At 64.9% G+C, this 17,083-nt stretch carries 18 protein-coding genes; 6 read left to right on the forward strand and 12 right to left on the reverse strand.

The window, feature by feature from the left end:
• Nucleotides 1–15: 15 nt before the first annotated feature.
• Both ACTRWG_RS04895 and pobA read right to left on the reverse strand, forming a co-directional pair.
• Nucleotides 16–876 carry a crotonase/enoyl-CoA hydratase family protein gene (locus ACTRWG_RS04895; protein WP_027235198.1) on the reverse strand — a complete coding sequence of 287 codons (861 nt, stop codon included), beginning with the start codon at nucleotides 874–876 and terminating at the stop codon, nucleotides 16–18.
• Between the two features lie 91 nt (nucleotides 877–967).
• Complete coding sequence (gene pobA, locus ACTRWG_RS04900; protein WP_027235199.1) at nucleotides 968–2,149, reverse strand: 4-hydroxybenzoate 3-monooxygenase; 1,182 nt, start codon at nucleotides 2,147–2,149, stop codon at nucleotides 968–970.
• Between the two features lie 104 nt (nucleotides 2,150–2,253).
• Here pobA and ACTRWG_RS04905 point away from each other — a divergent pair, with 104 nt between their 5' ends.
• Nucleotides 2,254–3,114 (forward strand): helix-turn-helix domain-containing protein, encoded by an 861-nt coding sequence (locus ACTRWG_RS04905; RefSeq protein WP_036797640.1) that lies wholly within the window; start codon nucleotides 2,254–2,256, stop codon nucleotides 3,112–3,114.
• 46 nt (nucleotides 3,115–3,160) lie between these two features.
• On the forward strand, nucleotides 3,161–4,246 hold the full coding sequence (locus ACTRWG_RS04910) for a CaiB/BaiF CoA transferase family protein (protein WP_027235201.1): 1,086 nt from the start codon (nucleotides 3,161–3,163) through the stop codon (nucleotides 4,244–4,246).
• A gap of 2 nt (nucleotides 4,247–4,248) precedes the next feature.
• Here ACTRWG_RS04910 and ACTRWG_RS04915 read toward each other — a convergent pair whose 3' ends face one another.
• Nucleotides 4,249–4,386 (reverse strand): hypothetical protein, encoded by a 138-nt coding sequence (locus ACTRWG_RS04915; RefSeq protein WP_209320222.1) that lies wholly within the window; start codon nucleotides 4,384–4,386, stop codon nucleotides 4,249–4,251.
• Between the two features lie 114 nt (nucleotides 4,387–4,500).
• Entirely contained in the window at nucleotides 4,501–5,535 is a 1,035-nt protein-coding gene (gene hemE, locus ACTRWG_RS04920; protein ID WP_027235203.1) for a uroporphyrinogen decarboxylase, read from the reverse strand.
• 198 nt (nucleotides 5,536–5,733) lie between these two features.
• Between hemE and hemC the strand changes: the two genes are divergently transcribed.
• On the forward strand, nucleotides 5,734–6,693 hold the full coding sequence (gene hemC / locus ACTRWG_RS04925) for a hydroxymethylbilane synthase (RefSeq protein ID WP_027235204.1): 960 nt from the start codon (nucleotides 5,734–5,736) through the stop codon (nucleotides 6,691–6,693).
• Between the two features lie 132 nt (nucleotides 6,694–6,825).
• On the opposite strand, the gene ACTRWG_RS04930 is transcribed toward hemC, so the two are convergent.
• From ACTRWG_RS04930 to clpS, 5 genes are all read right to left on the reverse strand, one after another.
• On the reverse strand, nucleotides 6,826–7,647 hold the full coding sequence (locus ACTRWG_RS04930) for a glycoside hydrolase family 25 protein (protein WP_027235205.1): 822 nt from the start codon (nucleotides 7,645–7,647) through the stop codon (nucleotides 6,826–6,828).
• A 176-nt stretch (nucleotides 7,648–7,823) separates the two neighbouring features.
• Nucleotides 7,824–8,717 (reverse strand): oxygen-dependent coproporphyrinogen oxidase, encoded by an 894-nt coding sequence (gene hemF, locus ACTRWG_RS04935; RefSeq protein WP_027235206.1) that lies wholly within the window; start codon nucleotides 8,715–8,717, stop codon nucleotides 7,824–7,826.
• Between the two features lie 15 nt (nucleotides 8,718–8,732).
• Nucleotides 8,733–9,536, reverse strand: a complete 804-nt coding sequence (locus tag ACTRWG_RS04940; protein ID WP_027235207.1) for an SDR family NAD(P)-dependent oxidoreductase — start codon at nucleotides 9,534–9,536, stop codon at nucleotides 8,733–8,735.
• Nucleotides 9,537–9,619: 83 nt separating this feature from the next.
• On the reverse strand, nucleotides 9,620–10,609 hold the full coding sequence (locus tag ACTRWG_RS04945; protein WP_027235208.1) for a class I SAM-dependent methyltransferase: 990 nt from the start codon (nucleotides 10,607–10,609) through the stop codon (nucleotides 9,620–9,622).
• Between the two features lie 12 nt (nucleotides 10,610–10,621).
• Nucleotides 10,622–10,945, reverse strand: coding sequence for an ATP-dependent Clp protease adapter ClpS (gene clpS, locus ACTRWG_RS04950; protein ID WP_036797642.1), 324 nt, complete (start codon nucleotides 10,943–10,945; stop codon nucleotides 10,622–10,624).
• A gap of 106 nt (nucleotides 10,946–11,051) precedes the next feature.
• On the opposite strand from clpS, the gene ACTRWG_RS04955 reads away from it, so the two are divergent.
• The 3 genes from ACTRWG_RS04955 to ACTRWG_RS04965 all read left to right on the forward strand — a co-directional run bounded on the left by ACTRWG_RS04955 (nucleotide 11,052) and on the right by ACTRWG_RS04965 (nucleotide 14,050).
• Nucleotides 11,052–11,765 carry an HAD family hydrolase gene (locus ACTRWG_RS04955; protein WP_027235210.1) on the forward strand — a complete coding sequence of 238 codons (714 nt, stop codon included), beginning with the start codon at nucleotides 11,052–11,054 and terminating at the stop codon, nucleotides 11,763–11,765.
• Between the two features lie 79 nt (nucleotides 11,766–11,844).
• Nucleotides 11,845–12,201, forward strand: coding sequence for a hypothetical protein (locus tag ACTRWG_RS04960; protein ID WP_036797215.1), 357 nt, complete (start codon nucleotides 11,845–11,847; stop codon nucleotides 12,199–12,201).
• A 232-nt stretch (nucleotides 12,202–12,433) separates the two neighbouring features.
• Nucleotides 12,434–14,050 (forward strand): D-alanyl-D-alanine carboxypeptidase family protein, encoded by a 1,617-nt coding sequence (locus ACTRWG_RS04965; RefSeq protein WP_027235211.1) that lies wholly within the window; start codon nucleotides 12,434–12,436, stop codon nucleotides 14,048–14,050.
• 194 nt (nucleotides 14,051–14,244) lie between these two features.
• Here ACTRWG_RS04965 and ccoS read toward each other — a convergent pair whose 3' ends face one another.
• Genes ccoS through ACTRWG_RS04980 form a run of 3 tightly spaced genes read right to left on the reverse strand, consistent with a single transcriptional unit; the run spans nucleotide 14,245 to nucleotide 17,081 of the window.
• Entirely contained in the window at nucleotides 14,245–14,403 is a 159-nt protein-coding gene (gene ccoS / locus ACTRWG_RS04970) for a cbb3-type cytochrome oxidase assembly protein CcoS (RefSeq protein ID WP_027235212.1), read from the reverse strand.
• A 30-nt stretch (nucleotides 14,404–14,433) separates the two neighbouring features.
• Complete coding sequence (locus ACTRWG_RS04975) at nucleotides 14,434–16,611, reverse strand: heavy metal translocating P-type ATPase (RefSeq protein ID WP_027235213.1); 2,178 nt, start codon at nucleotides 16,609–16,611, stop codon at nucleotides 14,434–14,436.
• Nucleotides 16,612–16,616: 5 nt separating this feature from the next.
• Nucleotides 16,617–17,081: a FixH family protein gene (locus tag ACTRWG_RS04980; protein WP_027235214.1), complete on the reverse strand. Its 465-nt coding sequence runs from the start codon at nucleotides 17,079–17,081 to the stop codon at nucleotides 16,617–16,619.
• Nucleotides 17,082–17,083 lie beyond the last annotated feature (2 nt).

The raw sequence follows: 17,083 nt of genomic DNA on the forward strand, positions 1-17,083 counted from the left end.
CCCCTCCTCCCGCAGTCAACGGTTGCGTCTGGGGAGGCTCTCGTTGGCGGTCCAGTCGTAAGTGCCCTGATCCCGCTCCTGCACCGCTTGCTTCCAGCCCGCCTCTTCCGCCCTGGCCTTGAAGTTCAGCCCTTCCGGCGAGTGCCGGGTGATGCCGTCAAAGATCGTCGCCAGCCGCTGGGTCTGCATCAACCCGGTCTGCTCAATCGCCTGGTTGATCACAAGTTTCTGCATTGCCAGCTGATTGACCGGCACCGTCGCCATCCGCGCAGCCATCTCCTCGACCGCATCGTCCAGCTGCGCCGCAGGCACAGCCTTCAGAACCAGCCCCATCTCCGCCGCCTCCTTGCCGCTGATCCGGTCGCCGGTGAACAGCATCCGCTTGGCCCGCTCCGCGCCCAGCCGGTAGACCCACATCGCCGTCGTCGGACAGCCCCAGACGCGCGCGGGCATGTAGCCGATCTCCGCATCCTCCGCCATGATCGTTAAGTCCGCGCACAGGGCAATATCCGACCCGCCCGCAACCGCAAAGCCATGAACCTTGCAGATCACCGGCTTGGCCGCCCGCCACAGGGACATGAACGCCTGAGTGTTCTCCCACATAAAGCGGTAGTCTTTGATGGGGTCCCAAGGCATCGGCTGGGTTACCTCGCCGCTGCCGTTGCCCTCGGCGTAATAGGTCAGATCATAGCCCGCGCAGAACCCTTTGCCCGCGCCGGACAGGACCATCACATGCACCTGCGGGTCCGCGTCCGCCTGCGCCACCGCTGCGGCCAGATCCCGCGGCATCTCGTCATTGATGGCATTCATCACGTCAGGCCGGTTCAGCGTGATCCGCGCGATCCGGCCGTCTCTCTCATACAGTACCGTGGACATGGGCTCCTCCTCCGCTGCGCAAAGGAGACCACAGGCAGCGTCCCCCGCATAGACGGGCCGACGCAGCGTTAGATTGCCTGGCTGCTGATGCCTAGTACGGCAGCCCGACGTAATTCTCCGCCAGCGACGCCTGCGCCGCATCCGATGAGAACAGATAGTCCAAATCCGCCCGCTGCAGCCGCAGGTCGGTCTCGCTGCCCTCCGGCGCGCGGTGCAGCAGATTGGTCATCCACCAGCTGAAGCGCTCCGCCTTCCAGACCCGCGCCAGCGCCTTTTCCGAATAGCCGTCAAGCCCCGCGCTGTCGCCTTTCAGATAATGATCCAGGAACCCGTGGTAGAGATAATGGATGTCCGAAGCCGCCAGGTTCAGCCCCTTGGCGCCGGTGGGCGGCACGATGTGGGCTGCGTCCCCCGCCAGGAACAGGTTGCCATAGCGCATCGGCTCCGCCACGAAGCTGCGCAAGGGGGCGATGGATTTCTCGATCGACGGGCCGGTCTGCAGGCCTGCCGCGACCTTCTCCGGCAGACGGCGCTTCAGCTCTTGCCAGAAGGCCGCATCGCTCCAGTCCTCCACCCGGTCTGTTAGCGGCACCTGGATGTAATAGCGGCTCAGCACCCGGCTGCGCAGCGAGCACAGGGCAAAGCCGCGTTCATGGCGGGCGTAGATCAGCTCTTCCGCCACCGGCGGCGTTTCCGACAGAACCCCAAGCCAGCCAAAGGGATAGACCTTCTCGTATTCCTTCAGAACATCTGACGGGATCGACTTGCGGCTGACCCCATGGAAGCCATCGGCGCCGACGATGAAGTCGCACTCGGCCCGCTGCGCCTCTCCATTCTGCTCCCAGGTCACAAAGGGATGCACGTCCCTCAGCGCATGAGGCTGCACGTTCTGCGCCTCGTGGATCACCGTCCCGCCCATTGCATCCCGCGCCTCATAGAGGTCGCGGGTCACTTCGGTCTGGCCGTAAACCATCACCGTGTCGCCGCCGGTGTGCTTTGCCAGGTCGATCCGGTCCAGCTGGCCCTGATGGGCGATATGGAAGCCTTCGTGGATCTCGCCCTCCCGGTCCATCCGCGCACCGCAGCCCGCCTCCCGCATCAGATTGACGAAACCATGCTCCAGCACGCCTGCCCGGATGCGGCCCAGCACGTGCTCCCGCGTGTGCTTTTCCAGCACGATGGAGCTGATCCCCTTGCGGTGCAAAAGCTGCGACAGCAGCAGCCCCGAAGGCCCGCCGCCGATGATGACAACCTGCGTCTGATGCGTGGACATGCGCGTTCCCCATGATTGCTCGGTGTATTCGTGCACGGGAATTATGCGCCGCATGCCAAGTTTTGCGAATGGACCAAGCGCGCCAGTTCTTGTATATTTCGCACATGTCACAGTCAGCCCGCATCGACAGCTACAACCTGTTTGGCGAAACCGCCGAACTGGCCGATGTTCTGCATGTGGAGACTATTCGCGCCAGATCAGAGCTGCACGATTGGGAATTGCGGCCCCACCGGCACGCCAGGCTGCATCAGCTTCTGGTACTGATCAGTGGGGACGGAGCGGCGGATCTTGACGGAAACAGACATAGCCTCCCCCCGCCCTGCCTGATCAACGTGCCCCGCGGCGTGGTGCATGGTTTCCGGTTTGGCAGCGGCACCGGCGGCTGGGTGATCACCCTGACCTCCGACCTGCTGGACCAGAACCTGACACCGGGCGAAGGGGTGCGCGCGCCGCTGGATCTGCCCGCTGTTCTGCCGCTGCCCCAAGGGATGCAGGATCTGGCGGAAAGACTGTTCCATGAATACCGCGCCAAGGCATTCGGACGGGCACAGATGCTGCGCGGACTGGCGCTCAGCCTCACAGCCTTGGCAGCCCGTACCGTGGCTGCAGGGCAGGACACCGGCGTACAGTCGCAGGGCAGCACGCTGTATGCCCGGTTCGAAGCGCTGGTCGAGCGCGACTTCCGCCTGCGCCGCCCGCTGGCGGAGTACGCAGATGAGCTGGCAGTATCACCGACCCATCTGAACCGGATCGCCCATCAGGCCACCGGCCAGCCGGCCTCGGCGCTGGTCAATGCGCGGGTGCTGCGGGAGGCGCGGCGGCTGCTGATCTACACCAATCTGACCGCGGCGCAGATCGCCTATGAGCTGGGCTTCAACGACCCGGCCCATTTCAGCCGCGTCTTTGCCAAAGGCACGGGAATGCCGCCACGGAAATTCCGCCAGCAGCTTGCCGGAAGCGGCTGAGACGGAGCAGACTGCCAGTGGCAGGACATTGCAAGGAAAGCGCCGCATGCTGCAAGGGATCCGCATTCTAGAAGTCGAGGGCCTGGGGCCAGGCCCATTTGCCGCGATGACACTGGCTGACCTCGGGGCGGAGGTGATCTGCGTGCACCGCCCGTACACCGGGCGTACACCAGGGATGCCGGAAAACTCGCTGTTGGACCGGGGCAAGCGGTCGGTCACGCTGGACCTTAAGGACCCGGAGGACGCCGAAACCTTCCTGAAACTTGCCAAAACCGCACATGGGCTGATCGAAGGGTTCCGCCCCGGCGTTATGGAGCGGCTTGGGCTGGGGCCCGAAGACTGCCACGCGGTGAACCCAGGCCTGGTCTATGGCCGGATGACCGGCTGGGGGCAGGACAGCCCGCTGGCCCATGCGGCGGGGCATGACCTCAATTACATCTCGCTGTCGGGCGCCCTGTGGTACGCCTCCGCCCCAGGCGATACGCCGCTGACGCCCGCAACACTGGTCGGTGATATCGGCGGCGGCGCGATGTATCTGGTTGCCGGCATGCTGGCGGGCATTCTGAAGGCCGGGACCACCGGCGAGGGATGTGTGGTGGATGCGGCGATCTATGACGGCTCGGCCCATATGATGAACCTGCTGATGAGCATCCGCCAGGCCGGAAACTTTGGCGTCACACGTGGAGCAAACCTGCTCGACGGGCCGCACTGGAGCCGCGCTTACGCCTGCGCCGATGGCGGCTATGTCTCTGTGCAATGTCTGGAGCCGAAGTTCTATGCGCTGTTTTTGGAGAAACTGGGGCTGGCGGAAGACGCGGAATTTCAGCGGCAGTTTGAAAAAACCAAGTGGCCCGCCCTGACCGGCCGCCTTGCCGGGATTTTTGCCAGCCAGCCGCGTGATCACTGGGCGGCGCTGTTCGAGGCATCGGACGCTTGCGTCGCCCCGGTGCTAAACCCGGAGGAGGCTTTGGCGCATGCGATGAACGCGCGCGGCACATGGGTTGAAGATCAAGGCGTGCTGCAAGCCGCCCCTGCCCCGCGGTTTTCCGGCCAACCCGACTGGCAGCCGCCGGAAATCCCGCATCGCGGCCAGCACACAAGGGAAATCCTGGCGGAACTGGGCCGGAAATAGGGTCAGTCTTCTTTCTTGGCCTTGTCGGCGGCAGCTTTCATCCGCTTAAGCAGATCGCTTTTGTCCGCTTGTTTGCCAAAGGGGTTTTTCTTGGTGCCCTTGGCGTTGTGTTCGGCGTGACGTGGCTTATTCTTGCCCATCTTGGGTACTCCAGATTTACCGTAATCCACCGTTATGTCCTCATTCGCGGCGCTTTCTACTGCGCTGATGCCTGAAACCGCCACCCGGCACAAGGCCGGGCGGCGCACAGCAGGTCAGCTGCCCCTGACCGTGTCGATCATCAGTTGCACATTGTCCGGGTCCGCATCCGGGGTGATGCCGTGGCCCAGGTTGAAGATATGCGGGCCATTCCTGAAGGCTTCGACGATGCGGCGCGTGTCGTCCACCAGATCCTGCCCGCCGGTCACCATGTGGCGCGAGGCCAGGTTGCCCTGCACGCAGCCGTCCACCTGCACATTAGCGGCAGCCCATTCCGGATCCACCGAGTTGTCCAGCGCCACACAATCCACGCCGGTTGCCTTGGCAAATCCCACATAATTTTCACCAGCCTCCCGCGGGAAACCGATCACGGGGGTGCCCGGGTGCCGTTCTTTCAGCGCCTGGGTAATCTGGCGGCAGGGCTCAAGCGCGTATTTCTGGAACGCCTCGCCCTTGAGCGACCCGGCCCAGCTGTCGAAGATCTTGACGACTTCGGCGCCAGCCTCAATCTGTTTGGACAGGTAATCAATGGTCGCCTCGGTGATCCGCGCCAAGAGAGCCTCGAACAGGGCGGTGTTTTCCTCGCGCAGCGCGTGCGCGGGCCCCTGGTCCGGAGTGCCGCGGCCCGCGATCATATAGGTTGCAACGGTCCAGGGCGCGCCGGCAAAACCGATCAGCGTGGTTTCCGCGGGCAGTTCGCGCGACAGGATGCGGACGGTTTCATAGATCGGGTTCAGCGTCTCGTGGATATCGGACGCCGGGCCCAGCTTGGCAAAATCCGCCTCGGTGGTGATGGTCGACAGCCGCGGGCCTTCGCCGGTCACGAACCACAGGTCGGCGCCCAGCGCCTGCGGCACCAAGAGGATATCGGCAAACAGGATTGCTGCGTCAAAGCCATAGCGGCGGATCGGCTGCAGCGTCACCTCGGCGGCCAGATCGGAGTTGTAGCAAAGCGACAGGAAATCCCCGGCCTCGGCCCGCGTGGCGCGGTATTCCGGCAGGTAGCGGCCCGCCTGGCGCATCATCCAGATCGGGGGCACATCCTGTTTTTCACCCGCCAATGCGCGCAGCAGCTTCTTTTGTCCGGCCATGATTTTCCTCGCTATCATTCGCCCACGTAGGTCGCCCTCTGAGGTCACGCCTGCGAGGGCGAATGTCAAGGGCAGGGGCGATCTGCCGCGCCGGGGCTTTGCGCGCCTTGTCCTATATCAAAGCCTGTGCGCGGCGCCCGTGGAACATGCGCAAAAACCGGTTTCCACCGGCACGCAATCTGATTTATGGCTTCTTCCATGACACTGACCCTGCCCTCCCCCGCTTCGCCCCTGAAAATCGGCACCCGCGGATCGCCGCTGGCGCTGGCCCAGGCGTATGAAACCCGTTCCCGCCTCGCCGCTGCCTTCGACCTGCCGCCCGAGGCGTTCGAGATCGTGGTGATCAAAACCACCGGCGACAATCAGGCGCTGATCGCGGCGGACAAGCCGCTGAAGGAATTGGGCGGCAAGGGGCTGTTCACCAAGGAGATCGAAGAGGACCTGCTGTCGGGCGCCATCGATATCGCGGTGCATTCAATGAAGGACATGCCGGTCGCGCAGCCGGAAGGGCTGGCGCTGGACACCTATCTGCCGCGGGAAGACGTGCGCGATGCCTTCATCTCGCCGTCTCTGACGTCGCTGCACGATCTGGCGGAGGGCGCGGTCGTCGGCACCTCTTCCCTGCGCCGCCGGGCGCAGCTCTTGAACCGCCGCCCGGACCTGAACGTGGTGGAGTTCCGCGGCAACGTGCAAACCCGCCTGCGCAAGCTGTCCGAGGGCGTGGCGGACTGCACTTTCCTGGCGATGGCGGGCCTGAACCGGCTGGCGATGTCCGATGTGCCCGCCAATCCGATCGAGACCAGCGACATGCTGCCCGCGGTGGCCCAGGGCGCAATCGGCATCGAGCGACGCGCAGATGACAACCGCGCGGCGGAGATGCTGGCGGCGATCCATGACCATGAGACCGGTTTGCGGCTGGCGGCGGAACGCGCATTTCTGGCGGCGTTGGACGGTTCCTGCGAGACCCCGATCGCCGGTCTTGCGGAGCTGAATGGCACCACCCTGCGCCTGCGCGGCGAGGTGCTGCGCCCGGACGGGTCCGAGGCGATCAGAGATGATCAGTCGTGCCCGGTCGAAGACGGTGCGGAACTGGGCCGGGAGATGGCGGCCAAGCTGCTGGGGAAGGCCGGCGAGGGCTTCTTTGACTGGAAGGCCTAAGCGAGGCTCTGCCTCCCGCTCCGGGATATTTGGGGCCAGATGAATAGAGGATCCCATCTTCATCTGGCTGGAAATATCCTGGGGGTGAGCGCCCGTGGCGCGAGGGGGGCAAAGCCCCCTTTTTCTTCTCTGCTAGATCGGCCCGGACCACCTGAGCCAGCTTTCCGGGCTGCCGCGGAAAGTGTTGAGGTCGACGTCGCCCGCCACCCCCGGCACTTGGCCCGTGCCGGAATACTGCCAGAAACTCCAGTTCCTGCCCGGGTAGACCTTCTGCGGGTGGCCCGCGACGGAGCGCAGCCAGAACTCGGTGCCGCTCAGCCGTCCGATGCCGGTGTCACGGTAGAAATCCACTGTTGTGTAGACTACCGGGCGCTTGCCGTAGTGGCGTTCCAGGATGTTCAGGAACTTGCGCGCCTCGGCCCGCACCGTGGCGCCGTCAGGCCGCGTGCGGCAGGTGCGGGAGCGGTGGTTCCACTCCATGTCCAGCACCGGCGGCAGGGCATTCGGATCCTTTGGCACATTGCGGATGAACCAGCGCGCCTGTTCGGCTGCCGGGCGGCAGAAGTAGTAATAGTGATAGGCGCCGCGTTTGAGGCCCGCCGCACGCGCCCCACGCCAGTTGTCGCGGAACTTGGCGTCGGTGTGATCACCGCCCTCGGTTGCCTTGACGTAGGCAAAGGAGACGCCGGAGCGGCGCACCTTGCGCCAGTCGATGTCGCCCTGATAGCGCGAGACGTCGATGCCGTGCACCGGGTAGGACCAGGGCTTGCGCCCCTCCCAGTCATGCGGATCGCGGTCGCCGAACCTCGGATAGGTGGAGAGCCCTGCCAGACGGGCATTGGCAGGTTCGGTGCGGGTCACCTCCGGTGCGCTGACGCCCCTTTCGGGCGGCCTGCCGCAGCCTGATGCCAGTGCCAATGCCAATGCCATTACTCCCAGAACCAGTCTGCGCATGTGATGTGCTCCCTGCCTCGCCTCGTGAATAACTGCTCTTTTCTTTTCCTGTTGTTTTTCACCTTAGCGCAGGCAGGCGCAAAGTCGCGCGCCCGGGAAGGTTGTCAGCAGAAATCCGCCAAAAAAACGCGCCGCGTCAGGAGCGGCGCGCTGGCAGTGTCACATGTGCGGCGGGTTCAGACCCACTTCGCCAGGGGCGGCAGGCTCATCAGCACCGCGTTGGCGTCGTGGCCGGTTTCCAACCCGAACTTGGTGCCGCGGTCATAGACCAGATTGTATTCGGCATAGAGGCCGCGGTGGATCAGCTGGGCGTCCTTGTCGGCTTCATCGAAGTCCTGCACGCGGCGCTTTTCGACCAGCGGCACGAAGGCCGGCAGAAAGGCGCGGCCGATGTCCTGAGTCAGCGCAAAATCCGCGGCCCAGCCGCCGGAATTCTGGTCGTCCATGAAGATGCCGCCGACGCCGCGGGCGCGCTTGCGGTGGGGGATATAAAAATACTCATCCGCCCAGACCTTGAGCCGCGGGTATTGGTCCTCGCCGTGCGGATCCAGGTGCTGTTTTTGGGTGGCATGGAAATGCGCGGTGTCCTCATCGTATTCAATGCAAGGATTGAGGTCCGAGCCGCCGCCGAACCACCAGGCATGCGGGGTCCAGAACATGCGGGTGTTCATGTGCACGGCCGGCACATGCGGGTTGCGCATATGAGCGACCAGCGAGATACCGGAGGCCCAAAATCGCGGATCATCCTTCATGCCCGGAATGCCCTTGCGCGCCGCCATTGCGGCTTGCGCGCGTTCACCCAGGGTGCCGTAGACCTCGGAGATGTTGACGCCGACCTTCTCGAACACCCGGCCGCCGCGCATTACGCTCATCAAGCCGCCGCCCGCGTCGGAGCCATCGTCCGAGGTGCGTTTGGTTTCGGTTATCTCGAACCGTCCAGGCTCCATATCCGAAAACGGGCCTTCGCTGTGGCTGTCCTCAAGCGCCTCAAAGGCTGCAACGATCTGGTCGCGCAGCTCCCGGAACCAGGCGGCGGCCTGGGCTTTTTCTTCTTTCATCTCAGCTGTCATGCGAAGTCTTTCCAGTCAGTGCATCGGTGCGGACACCGGGTCCAGCAGGGTGCGGCCGCCGTCAAGTGTCACCACTTGCCCGGTCATGAACCCGGAGGCATCCGAAGCCAGATACTGCGCGGTTTCGGTCAGCTCGGTCGGCGAAGCGACCCGGCCCAGAGGCGTGTGCGCCTCGATATCCTGACGGAAACTGCGGTTTTCCTTGAGCGTGTCCCGCATCGACGCGCTCATCACCGACCCGAAAGCGATGGAGTTCACCCGGATCCGGTGCGGTGCCAGCGCAACGGCCAGCGAGCGGGTCGCCTGGTCCAGCGCGGCAGAGGCGACCGAATAGGCCATCAGCTCCGGATGGGTGCGGCGCGCGGCGATTGAGGACAGGTTGATGATGCTGCCAAGCGGGCCGTCGCCCTCGCGCTCCTCGCCCTGTTTGATCATGCGCCGGGCCACCTGCTGCGACAGACGCACCGCCGGCAGCAAGCTTTGGTTCAGCAGCTTCTCCAGGGTTTCGTCCTGCGCATCCAGCGCATCGGTTGCCACCACCTGGCGGGCGCCGTTGACCAGGATGTCGATGTCATCGAAGGCGTCGATGGTGGCCGACAGCAGGTTGGCGATGGTCAGCCGCTCCCGCAGGTCGCCCGCGAAATAGCGGATGTTGCTTTCGTCGGCCTGCTCGCCCAGCTCGGCAACCAGCTGCGCCTCCTGCGTGTCGGCAAACATGACATTGGCGCCGGCATCGGCGAATTGCTTGCCGATCGCCAGGCCGATGCCGCTGGCGGCGCCGGTCACGATGGCAGTCTTGCCGGAAATGGAAAAGGACATGCGAGGTCACTCCCTGGGCCGTTTGGCAGGCACGTTAGACCGCCCCTGCCGGTTTGGAAACCGGCATTGCGCCCGGCGCGCGGTTACTTGCGGCCGCGCCTCGGTTTGGCCGCATGCAGGATCTTGAAGCGGTTATCGCCGCCTTCTTCGCGCACCTGGGCAAAGCGTTCTGCCAGTACGGTCTCATACGGCAGATGGCGGTTGGCCACCATCCACAGGCTGCCATTGGACGCCAGCACCGAGGCCGCGGCGGCGATGAAGGCATGCCCCAGCGACGGCTCCGCTGCGCGGCCGGTGTGGAACGGCGGGTTCATCACCACGGTGTTTACCGGGCCCGGCGCCTTCCAGCTGCGGGCATCGGCCCAGTGAAACTGCGTCCGCGGGTCCGCTGCATTCAGACGGGCGCAGGCCAGCGCGGCATGGTCCGCCTCAACCAAGTGAAGTTCCTCGACGCCCTCGTGTTTCAGCACCTGCGCCGAGAGGTAGCCCCAGCCTCCGCCCAGGTCGGCCACGCAGCGGCCCAGTTTCTTGGGCAGCGCCGCCGCCAGCAGGCGGGAGGCCGGGTCGATGCCGTCCGCGGAAAACACTCCGGGTGCGGTGATGAAGCCCTCAACCTGCTGCGGCCCTTCGGGCAGCCATTCGGACAGATCGGTGCCGCCTTCGATCCAGAACACCTTGCCATGTGCTTTGGACACAGGCGCCGAAGGCTCGCAGCGCTTGCGCAGATCCTTCAGGATCGAATCAATGCCTTCCGTCTTGGCGCCGTCGATCAGCACCTGGCCTTCTGTGGCCGCGGCGGCCTGCGCCACCAGCATCCGCGCCAGCGCCTTGGCCCGCGGCAGGAAGACCACGGCGGCAGCAAACGCGGCGCCCGCCTCAGGTGCCGGGACGCAGTTGTACCCCTGTCCGGCGAAATGATCGTGGTCGGGGCGGAACGGCTGCACGACCAGCAACTGCTCCTTGGGCAACGCCGACAGGTCGTGTTCGGCGCGCGGGAGGAACACGGCGATGCGGCCCTCGGACGGCACAGCAAAGCCGCCCGATTGGGCGGCCAGGGACAGGCGTACAGACATATAAGGGCCTCTTCAGTCTTCTTTTTCCATCGTGCACTGCAGCGGATGCTGGTGGCGGCGGGCGAAATCCATCACTTGCCCCACCTTGGTCTCAGCCACCTCATGGCTGAAAACGCCAACCACCGCCACGCCTTTTTTATGCACCGTCAGCATGATCTCAAACGCCTGCGCGTGGGTCATGCCAAAGAACCTCTCCAGCACCATCACCACGAATTCCATCGGGGTGTAGTCGTCATTCAGCAGCAGCACTTTGTAGCGCGGCGGACGCTTGGTTTTCGGGCGCGTCTTGGTCAGGACGCCAGCGTCCGTGTCGTCGTCTGAATGATCCGTCATCATGATGGGCTGCAGCGGCATAAGCAATTTGATCCAGTGATGCATGGAATTTCCTGTGTCGCTTATATAGCCTCTTAGCTGTTCAGGAAAAGAGACTGAGACCCGCAGATTGACACGTAATTTGACAACAATCGGCTTTGATGCCGACGATACCCTTTGGCACAACGAACGGTTCTTCCGCGTGACGCAAGACAGATTCGCCGAATTGCTGATGGATCACACACCGGACGACATCGGCCCCGGCCAGCTGGAGCGGCGGCTGCTGAACGCCGAGAAACGCAATCTGGGGCGCTATGGCTACGGGGTGAAAGGCTTTACCCTGTCGATGATTGAAACCGCAATAGACGTGACAGAGGAACGGGTGCCAGGCTCAGTGATCAAGGAGCTGATCACCGCCGGGCAGATGATGCTGTCCTACCCGATCGAGCTGCTGCCCCATGCGCGCGAGGCGGTGGAGGCGGTGGCGGGCCGCTACAAAGTGGTGCTGATCACCAAGGGCGATCTGCTGGACCAGGAGCGCAAGCTGGCGCAATCCGGCCTGGGCGAGCTGTTTGACGGGGTTGAGGTGGTCTCGGAAAAGACGCCGGAAGTCTATCTGGATATCTTTGCCCGCCACGGCGATGGCGCCGCGCGGGCTATGATGGTCGGCAACTCGATGCGCTCGGACGTGGTGCCGGTGATCGAGGCCGGCGGCTGGGGCACCTATGTGCCGCACGGGCTGGTCTGGGAGGTGGAGCACGCCGAAGCGCCGGAGCACAGCCCGCGCTATACCGAGATTGCCGATCTCGGCGGGCTGGCGGATCTGGTGGAGGGCCTCGGCTGACCGCCCCGCCCGGCGGGTGCTGGACGTCCCCGCCGGAGGCCGCTATCCCTTTGCCAAACCGCAAGGGAGACCCGGGGACATGCCGCACGCCGAGCTGAAATACTCCAGCGATCTGGAGATCGACGCGCCGTCCATCCTCACCGCAATCGAGGCAGTTATCCTGGAGCACGACGCCAGTGCCGGTGCTTGCAAGGGGCGGGCTTATCCAACGGATCAGTTCCACCATACGCATATCGCCATCAGCGTCGCCCTGCTCAGCAAGCCGCACCGGGGCGAGTCGTTTTCCAGGGCGCTGCTGGCGGATCTCGAATCCCGTATCAAGGCGCAGCTGTGCCAGCCTTGCGAATTTTCGCTCGGCCTCAGCTACTCCACGCCCTTTTATTTAACGCATTTTCACCCCGGCTTAGGCCCGTGCTGCCCCCGCAGACCGCTATAATGGCCGCCCCGGGCCGCTTCAGACCGCCTGTTTGCAAGTTTTTTTTAGTAACCCTTTATTAGCACATCCTGCATCTAGCGGCCCGGCAGGCTCAGCCCACTAGATGCCGGCACTGCTTAACGGCTGCGCCGGACTTGCCCGTTTCGCCGCTGTTTATTCCTCGTAAACCCTGTGTTACGCTTTTTCCAACAGGCAGAAACGTCAGCCGGACAACCGGCGGCACGAGGCAAACATGGCAGTGATCACGCAGGCTGGACCGGCGCAAGGTCGGCATTTCTCAACCCGTCTCTTGTGGGCAGCGGCGGGTTTCCTTCTGGCAATTCTGGTACTGGGGCTGGCGCCCCAGCGGGCTCAGGCAGCGCCATATGCGGCGATGGTTATCGACGCCAGGACCGGCGAGGTGCTGCATTCGCGCAATGCCGACACCCGGCTGCATCCGGCCTCGCTGACCAAGATGATGACGCTCTACATCGCCTTTGAGGCGGTGCGGAACGGCGAGATCACCCTGGACACCAAGGTCAAAATCAGCCGCAATGCCGCGGCGGAGCCGCCCTCGAAACTGGGGCTGAGATCCGGGCAGCGAATTGCATTCCGCTATCTGATCCGGGCGGCAGCGGTGAAATCCGCCAATGACGCCGCCACCGCCATCGGCGAGACGCTGTCGGGCTCCGAGGCCGCCTTTACCCGCCGGATGAACCGCACCGCCAAGGCGCTGGGGATGACCCGCACCACCTTCAAGAACGCTCATGGCTTGACCGCCAGCGGGCACCTGTCGACCGCCAGCGACATGACCACGCTGGGGCGGCATCTGCTGTATGACTATCCGGAGTATTACAACCTGTTCTCGCGCCGCTCGACCCATGCGGGCATCCGCGAGGTTCCCAACACCAACCGCCGCCTGCTGGCCGCCTATCGCGGCGCCGACGGGATCAAAACCGGCTACACACGCGCGGCGGGCTTTAACCTGGTGGCCTCGGCCAAGCGCGGCAATGAACGGATCATCGCGACCGTCTTCGGCGGCAAGTCCTCCACTTCGCGCAATGCCAAGGTGGCGGAACTGCTGGACCTCGGCTTCCGCCGGGCGCCCTCGCGCGCAGCGCTGCGCAAGCCGCAGCGGCCGGCCTATCAAGGTGCCGGCAATGTGGTGATTGCCGACGCCGGCAACGGCCCCTCGCACGGGGTTGCGGGTAAGACCATCCGGGTGAGCGGCCAGGTGCAGACCAGCCTGCGCCCCAAGACCCGCCCGGGTGCCAGCGAGTCGCCGGTGCTGGTGGCGGCGCTGGAGGAGGCACTGCAGACTCCGCCCGCAGAAGCCGCGGCTGCCGAATCGGAAACCGCCGGCGAGCAGATCGAAAACCTGCAGTCCGTCAGTGCGGAAGGCGCCCTGACCCGGGATGCAGTGCGCGAGAGCATCGCCGTGGCCCTGGCCGAAGCGGAGGCCGAACCGAAGCCCGCGGCCTTGGACACAACCGCCGCCGCGACAGTCATCGCTGCCGTGCAGAAGATGCCCTTTACCGGCCTCCGGCCCGTTGCCCGCCCGGCCAGCCTGGCGCTGGCAGAGGCCTCGCAGGCGCCGGAACCGGTTGTTGTCACCCGCCTGTCCACTTCCGGCGGGCGCTACTGGGGCATCAACGTCGGTCTTTATACCAGCCGCTACCAGGCAGAGAAGGTGCTGTTGCGTACCGCGATGTCGGAGCTGGAGACGCTGGACGGCTCCTTGCGCAAGGTGGCCAAGACCCGCCGCGGGTTCGAGGCGAACTTCCTTGGCATGAGCCAGGAGCAGGCGGAACTGGCCTGCCGCCGCCTGAACGCCCGTAACGTGACCTGCAACCCGATCGGCCCATCCTGACCGGCACAGCTTCAGACCAGCAGCAAAGAGGCGCCCGCACGGCGCCTTTTTTTATGCCTTGCACCTCCTGGAAGCGAACAGCGTCTCCCGCCCGTCGTCAGGCTTTTCCGGCGAAAAGCCCAACGCAGCCAAGGAGCTCTGGTCTCAGCCAGGGCACCTGCGGGGGCGGGAGTTTTTGGAATGCTGCAACCCGCTCAGGGCTTGGGCTTGTCGTCCCACTCGTCGCTCAGGATGCGGCGGGCGTCGCCTTCGGGGTCGTCATACTGGTTGCTGCGCACTGTGTAGATGAAGGCCGCCAGCCCCACCGCGCCGAGGATCAAAGAAATCGGGATCAGGTAGGTAAGGACGCTCATGGGATCAGTTCCGTGATTGCAGGCGCGCCCTCAGCGCAAACGCAGCGCGTTGAGGGAGACTGTAATAGACGAGGTAGACATCGCCAGCGCCGCAATCAAGGGCGTGGCCAGGCCGGCAACCGCCAGAGGCACCGCGATGACATTGTAGAGCGTGGCAATGCGGAAGTTCTCGCGGATCCGGCGGGTCGCCTTCTGCGCCACACCGCAAGCCTCGGCGATCGGGCTCAGGTCCTGGCCCAAGAGCACGATGTCGGACGCCACCCGCGCCGCATCCAGCGCCGAGGCCGGGGAGAGCGACACGTGCGCCGCGGCCAGCGCCGCGGTATCGTTGAGGCCGTCACCGACCATCAGCACCTTCTTACCCTCATCCGCCAGCATCTGCACCCGGGCGGACTTGTCCGCGGGCAGCGCCTCTGCCACCCATTTGGCGATGCCCAGGCGGCCAGCCAGATCCTCGACCGCACCGGTGGTGTCGCCGGAGATCAGCAGCACGTCCTTGCCCGCCTCCTTCAGCGCCTGCACAGCCTCCGCCGCGCCGGGGCGCAGCGCGTCGGTGAACAGGAAAGATTTGGCCGCCCCTGCCCCACTGTCGAGCCAGGCGGCCGTCTGGCTGCCCTGCTTGGCGCCGACCCAGGCCGCGCGGCCCAGCCGGACGCGGGCGCCGCGGTACAGGCCCTCGGCACCATAGCCCGGAACCTCGGTGATGTCCTGCACGCTGGCCGGCTTGACCCCGGCCTCCCGCGCCGCGCGGCTCAGAGCCACCGACAGGGGGTGGGAGGAGCCTTCGGCCAGCGCCAGCGCAATCTCCAGATCCGCGCGGGCGTGTTCGCCCAGATTGGTGACTTCCGGAGTGCCTGCAGTCAGCGTTCCGGTCTTGTCGAACACAACGGTGTCAACCTCTGCCAGCCGCTCCAGCGCAGTGGCGTGTTTGATCAGCATGCCCTTCTTGAACAGCCGGCCTGAGGCGGCGGTGGTGACAGCAGGCACCGCAAGGCCCAGCGCGCAAGGGCAAGTGATGATCAGCACCGCAGCCGCAATGTTCAGTGCTGTGCGGATGTCGAAGGTGTAGAGATACCAGCCCGCAAAGGCGAGCGCCGACAGGATGTGCACGCCGGGCGCATAGAGCTTGGCCGCGCTGTCTGCCAGAGAGGTGTAGCGGGAGCGGCCCGACTCGGCGATCGCGACCAGATCGGTCATGCGGTGCAGCGAGGTGTCCTCGCCCACCGCCGTGGCCCGGATCGTCAGCGGACCGGTCAGGTTCACTTCTCCAGCTGAAACCGCCAGGTCCGGTGCGGCAAACACCGGCAGCGTCTCCCCGGTCAGCAGCGAGCGGTCCAGTTCCGACTGGCCTTCTACGATTTCGCCATCCACCGGCATCCGCCCGCCGGGACGCACCAGGATCAGGTCGCCAATGGCCAGATCAGCCACCGGCACCTCATATTCATCGCCGTCCAGCAGGCGGACCGCGCGGGGCACCTCCAGTGCTGCCAGTTCCTCAGCCGCAGAGCGCGCCACCGCGCGGGTGCGATAGTCCAGATAGCGGCCCGCCAGCAGGAAGAAGGTCAGGGTCAGGGCAGCGTCGAAATAGGCGTGCTCGCCGGACAGAAAGGTCTCCCACAGCGAGGTCACCAGCGCCAGCACCAGCGCCAGCACGATCGGCACATCCATGTTGAGCCGCCGGACCCGCAGCGCGCTCCAGGCATTGGCAAAGAACGGCTGTGCCGAGAATATGATCGCCGGAAAGGTGATCGCGGCAGAGATCCAGTGGAACATGTCCCGCGTCGCGTCCGAGGCGCCGGACCAGACCGACACAGACAGCAGCATCACGTTCATCGAGGCAAAGCCCGCCACCGCCAGCCGCATCAGCAGATCGCGGCCCGCCTTGTCGTTCTGAGTGGCGGCCAGCGCCGCCAGATCCAGCTCATGCGCCTCATATCCGATGCGCTCCAGCACCGAGATCAGGTCGGCGGCGCGCACGTCCGGATCCGCCTCGATCAGGGCGCGCTTCAGGGTCAGGTTCACCCGCGCCGAATGAACTCCGGGATGGGCGTTCAACTCCCGCTCCACCGCCGAGATGCAGGCCTGGCAGTGAATGCCCGGCAGCGACAGCGCCAGCCGCGCCTCAGTTGGGGCCTGGTCTGCACTGTCGTGCGGGGCGGCAATACAGGCCGGGCAGGCCGCGAGCGAGGGGCGGAGCTGGGCGGTCATGGCGGTCAGCCTTTCACATGCAGAATCACGCGCTGGGTGAATTCGGTGCCGTTTTTGGACCGCGCCACCATGCGGATGTTCCAGTTCCCCGGGCCCAGATCGGCAGGTGCCACATAAGCCTGGCCATCAAAGGCGAACTCCGGCTGCTGGTCGTCCTGCACATGGGTCGCCCGGCCCAGGGTGGCGCTCAGCTTGGCCACCTCCACCGGGTTGCCATCGGCGTCGGTGATCTCCAGCTTGACCGTATCACCCTGCGAGGAGGCATAGACCGACCAGCCCAGCGCCTCCTGTGCAGACCGGCGCTGGTCGAATTCCTGGCTGGCGACATAGGAGTTCTTCACCTCCAGCCCCGGAAAAGTCTTCACCGCGTTCACAGCCAAGGCGATGTTTACCCCGATAATCACCGCAAAGGCGCCGCCGAACAGCATCAATGCATGCTTTCCGGTGAATTCCCGTTCGCGCTTGGCCATGG

This window comes from Leisingera sp. G5_S3_59_S7 (assembly GCF_054968485.1).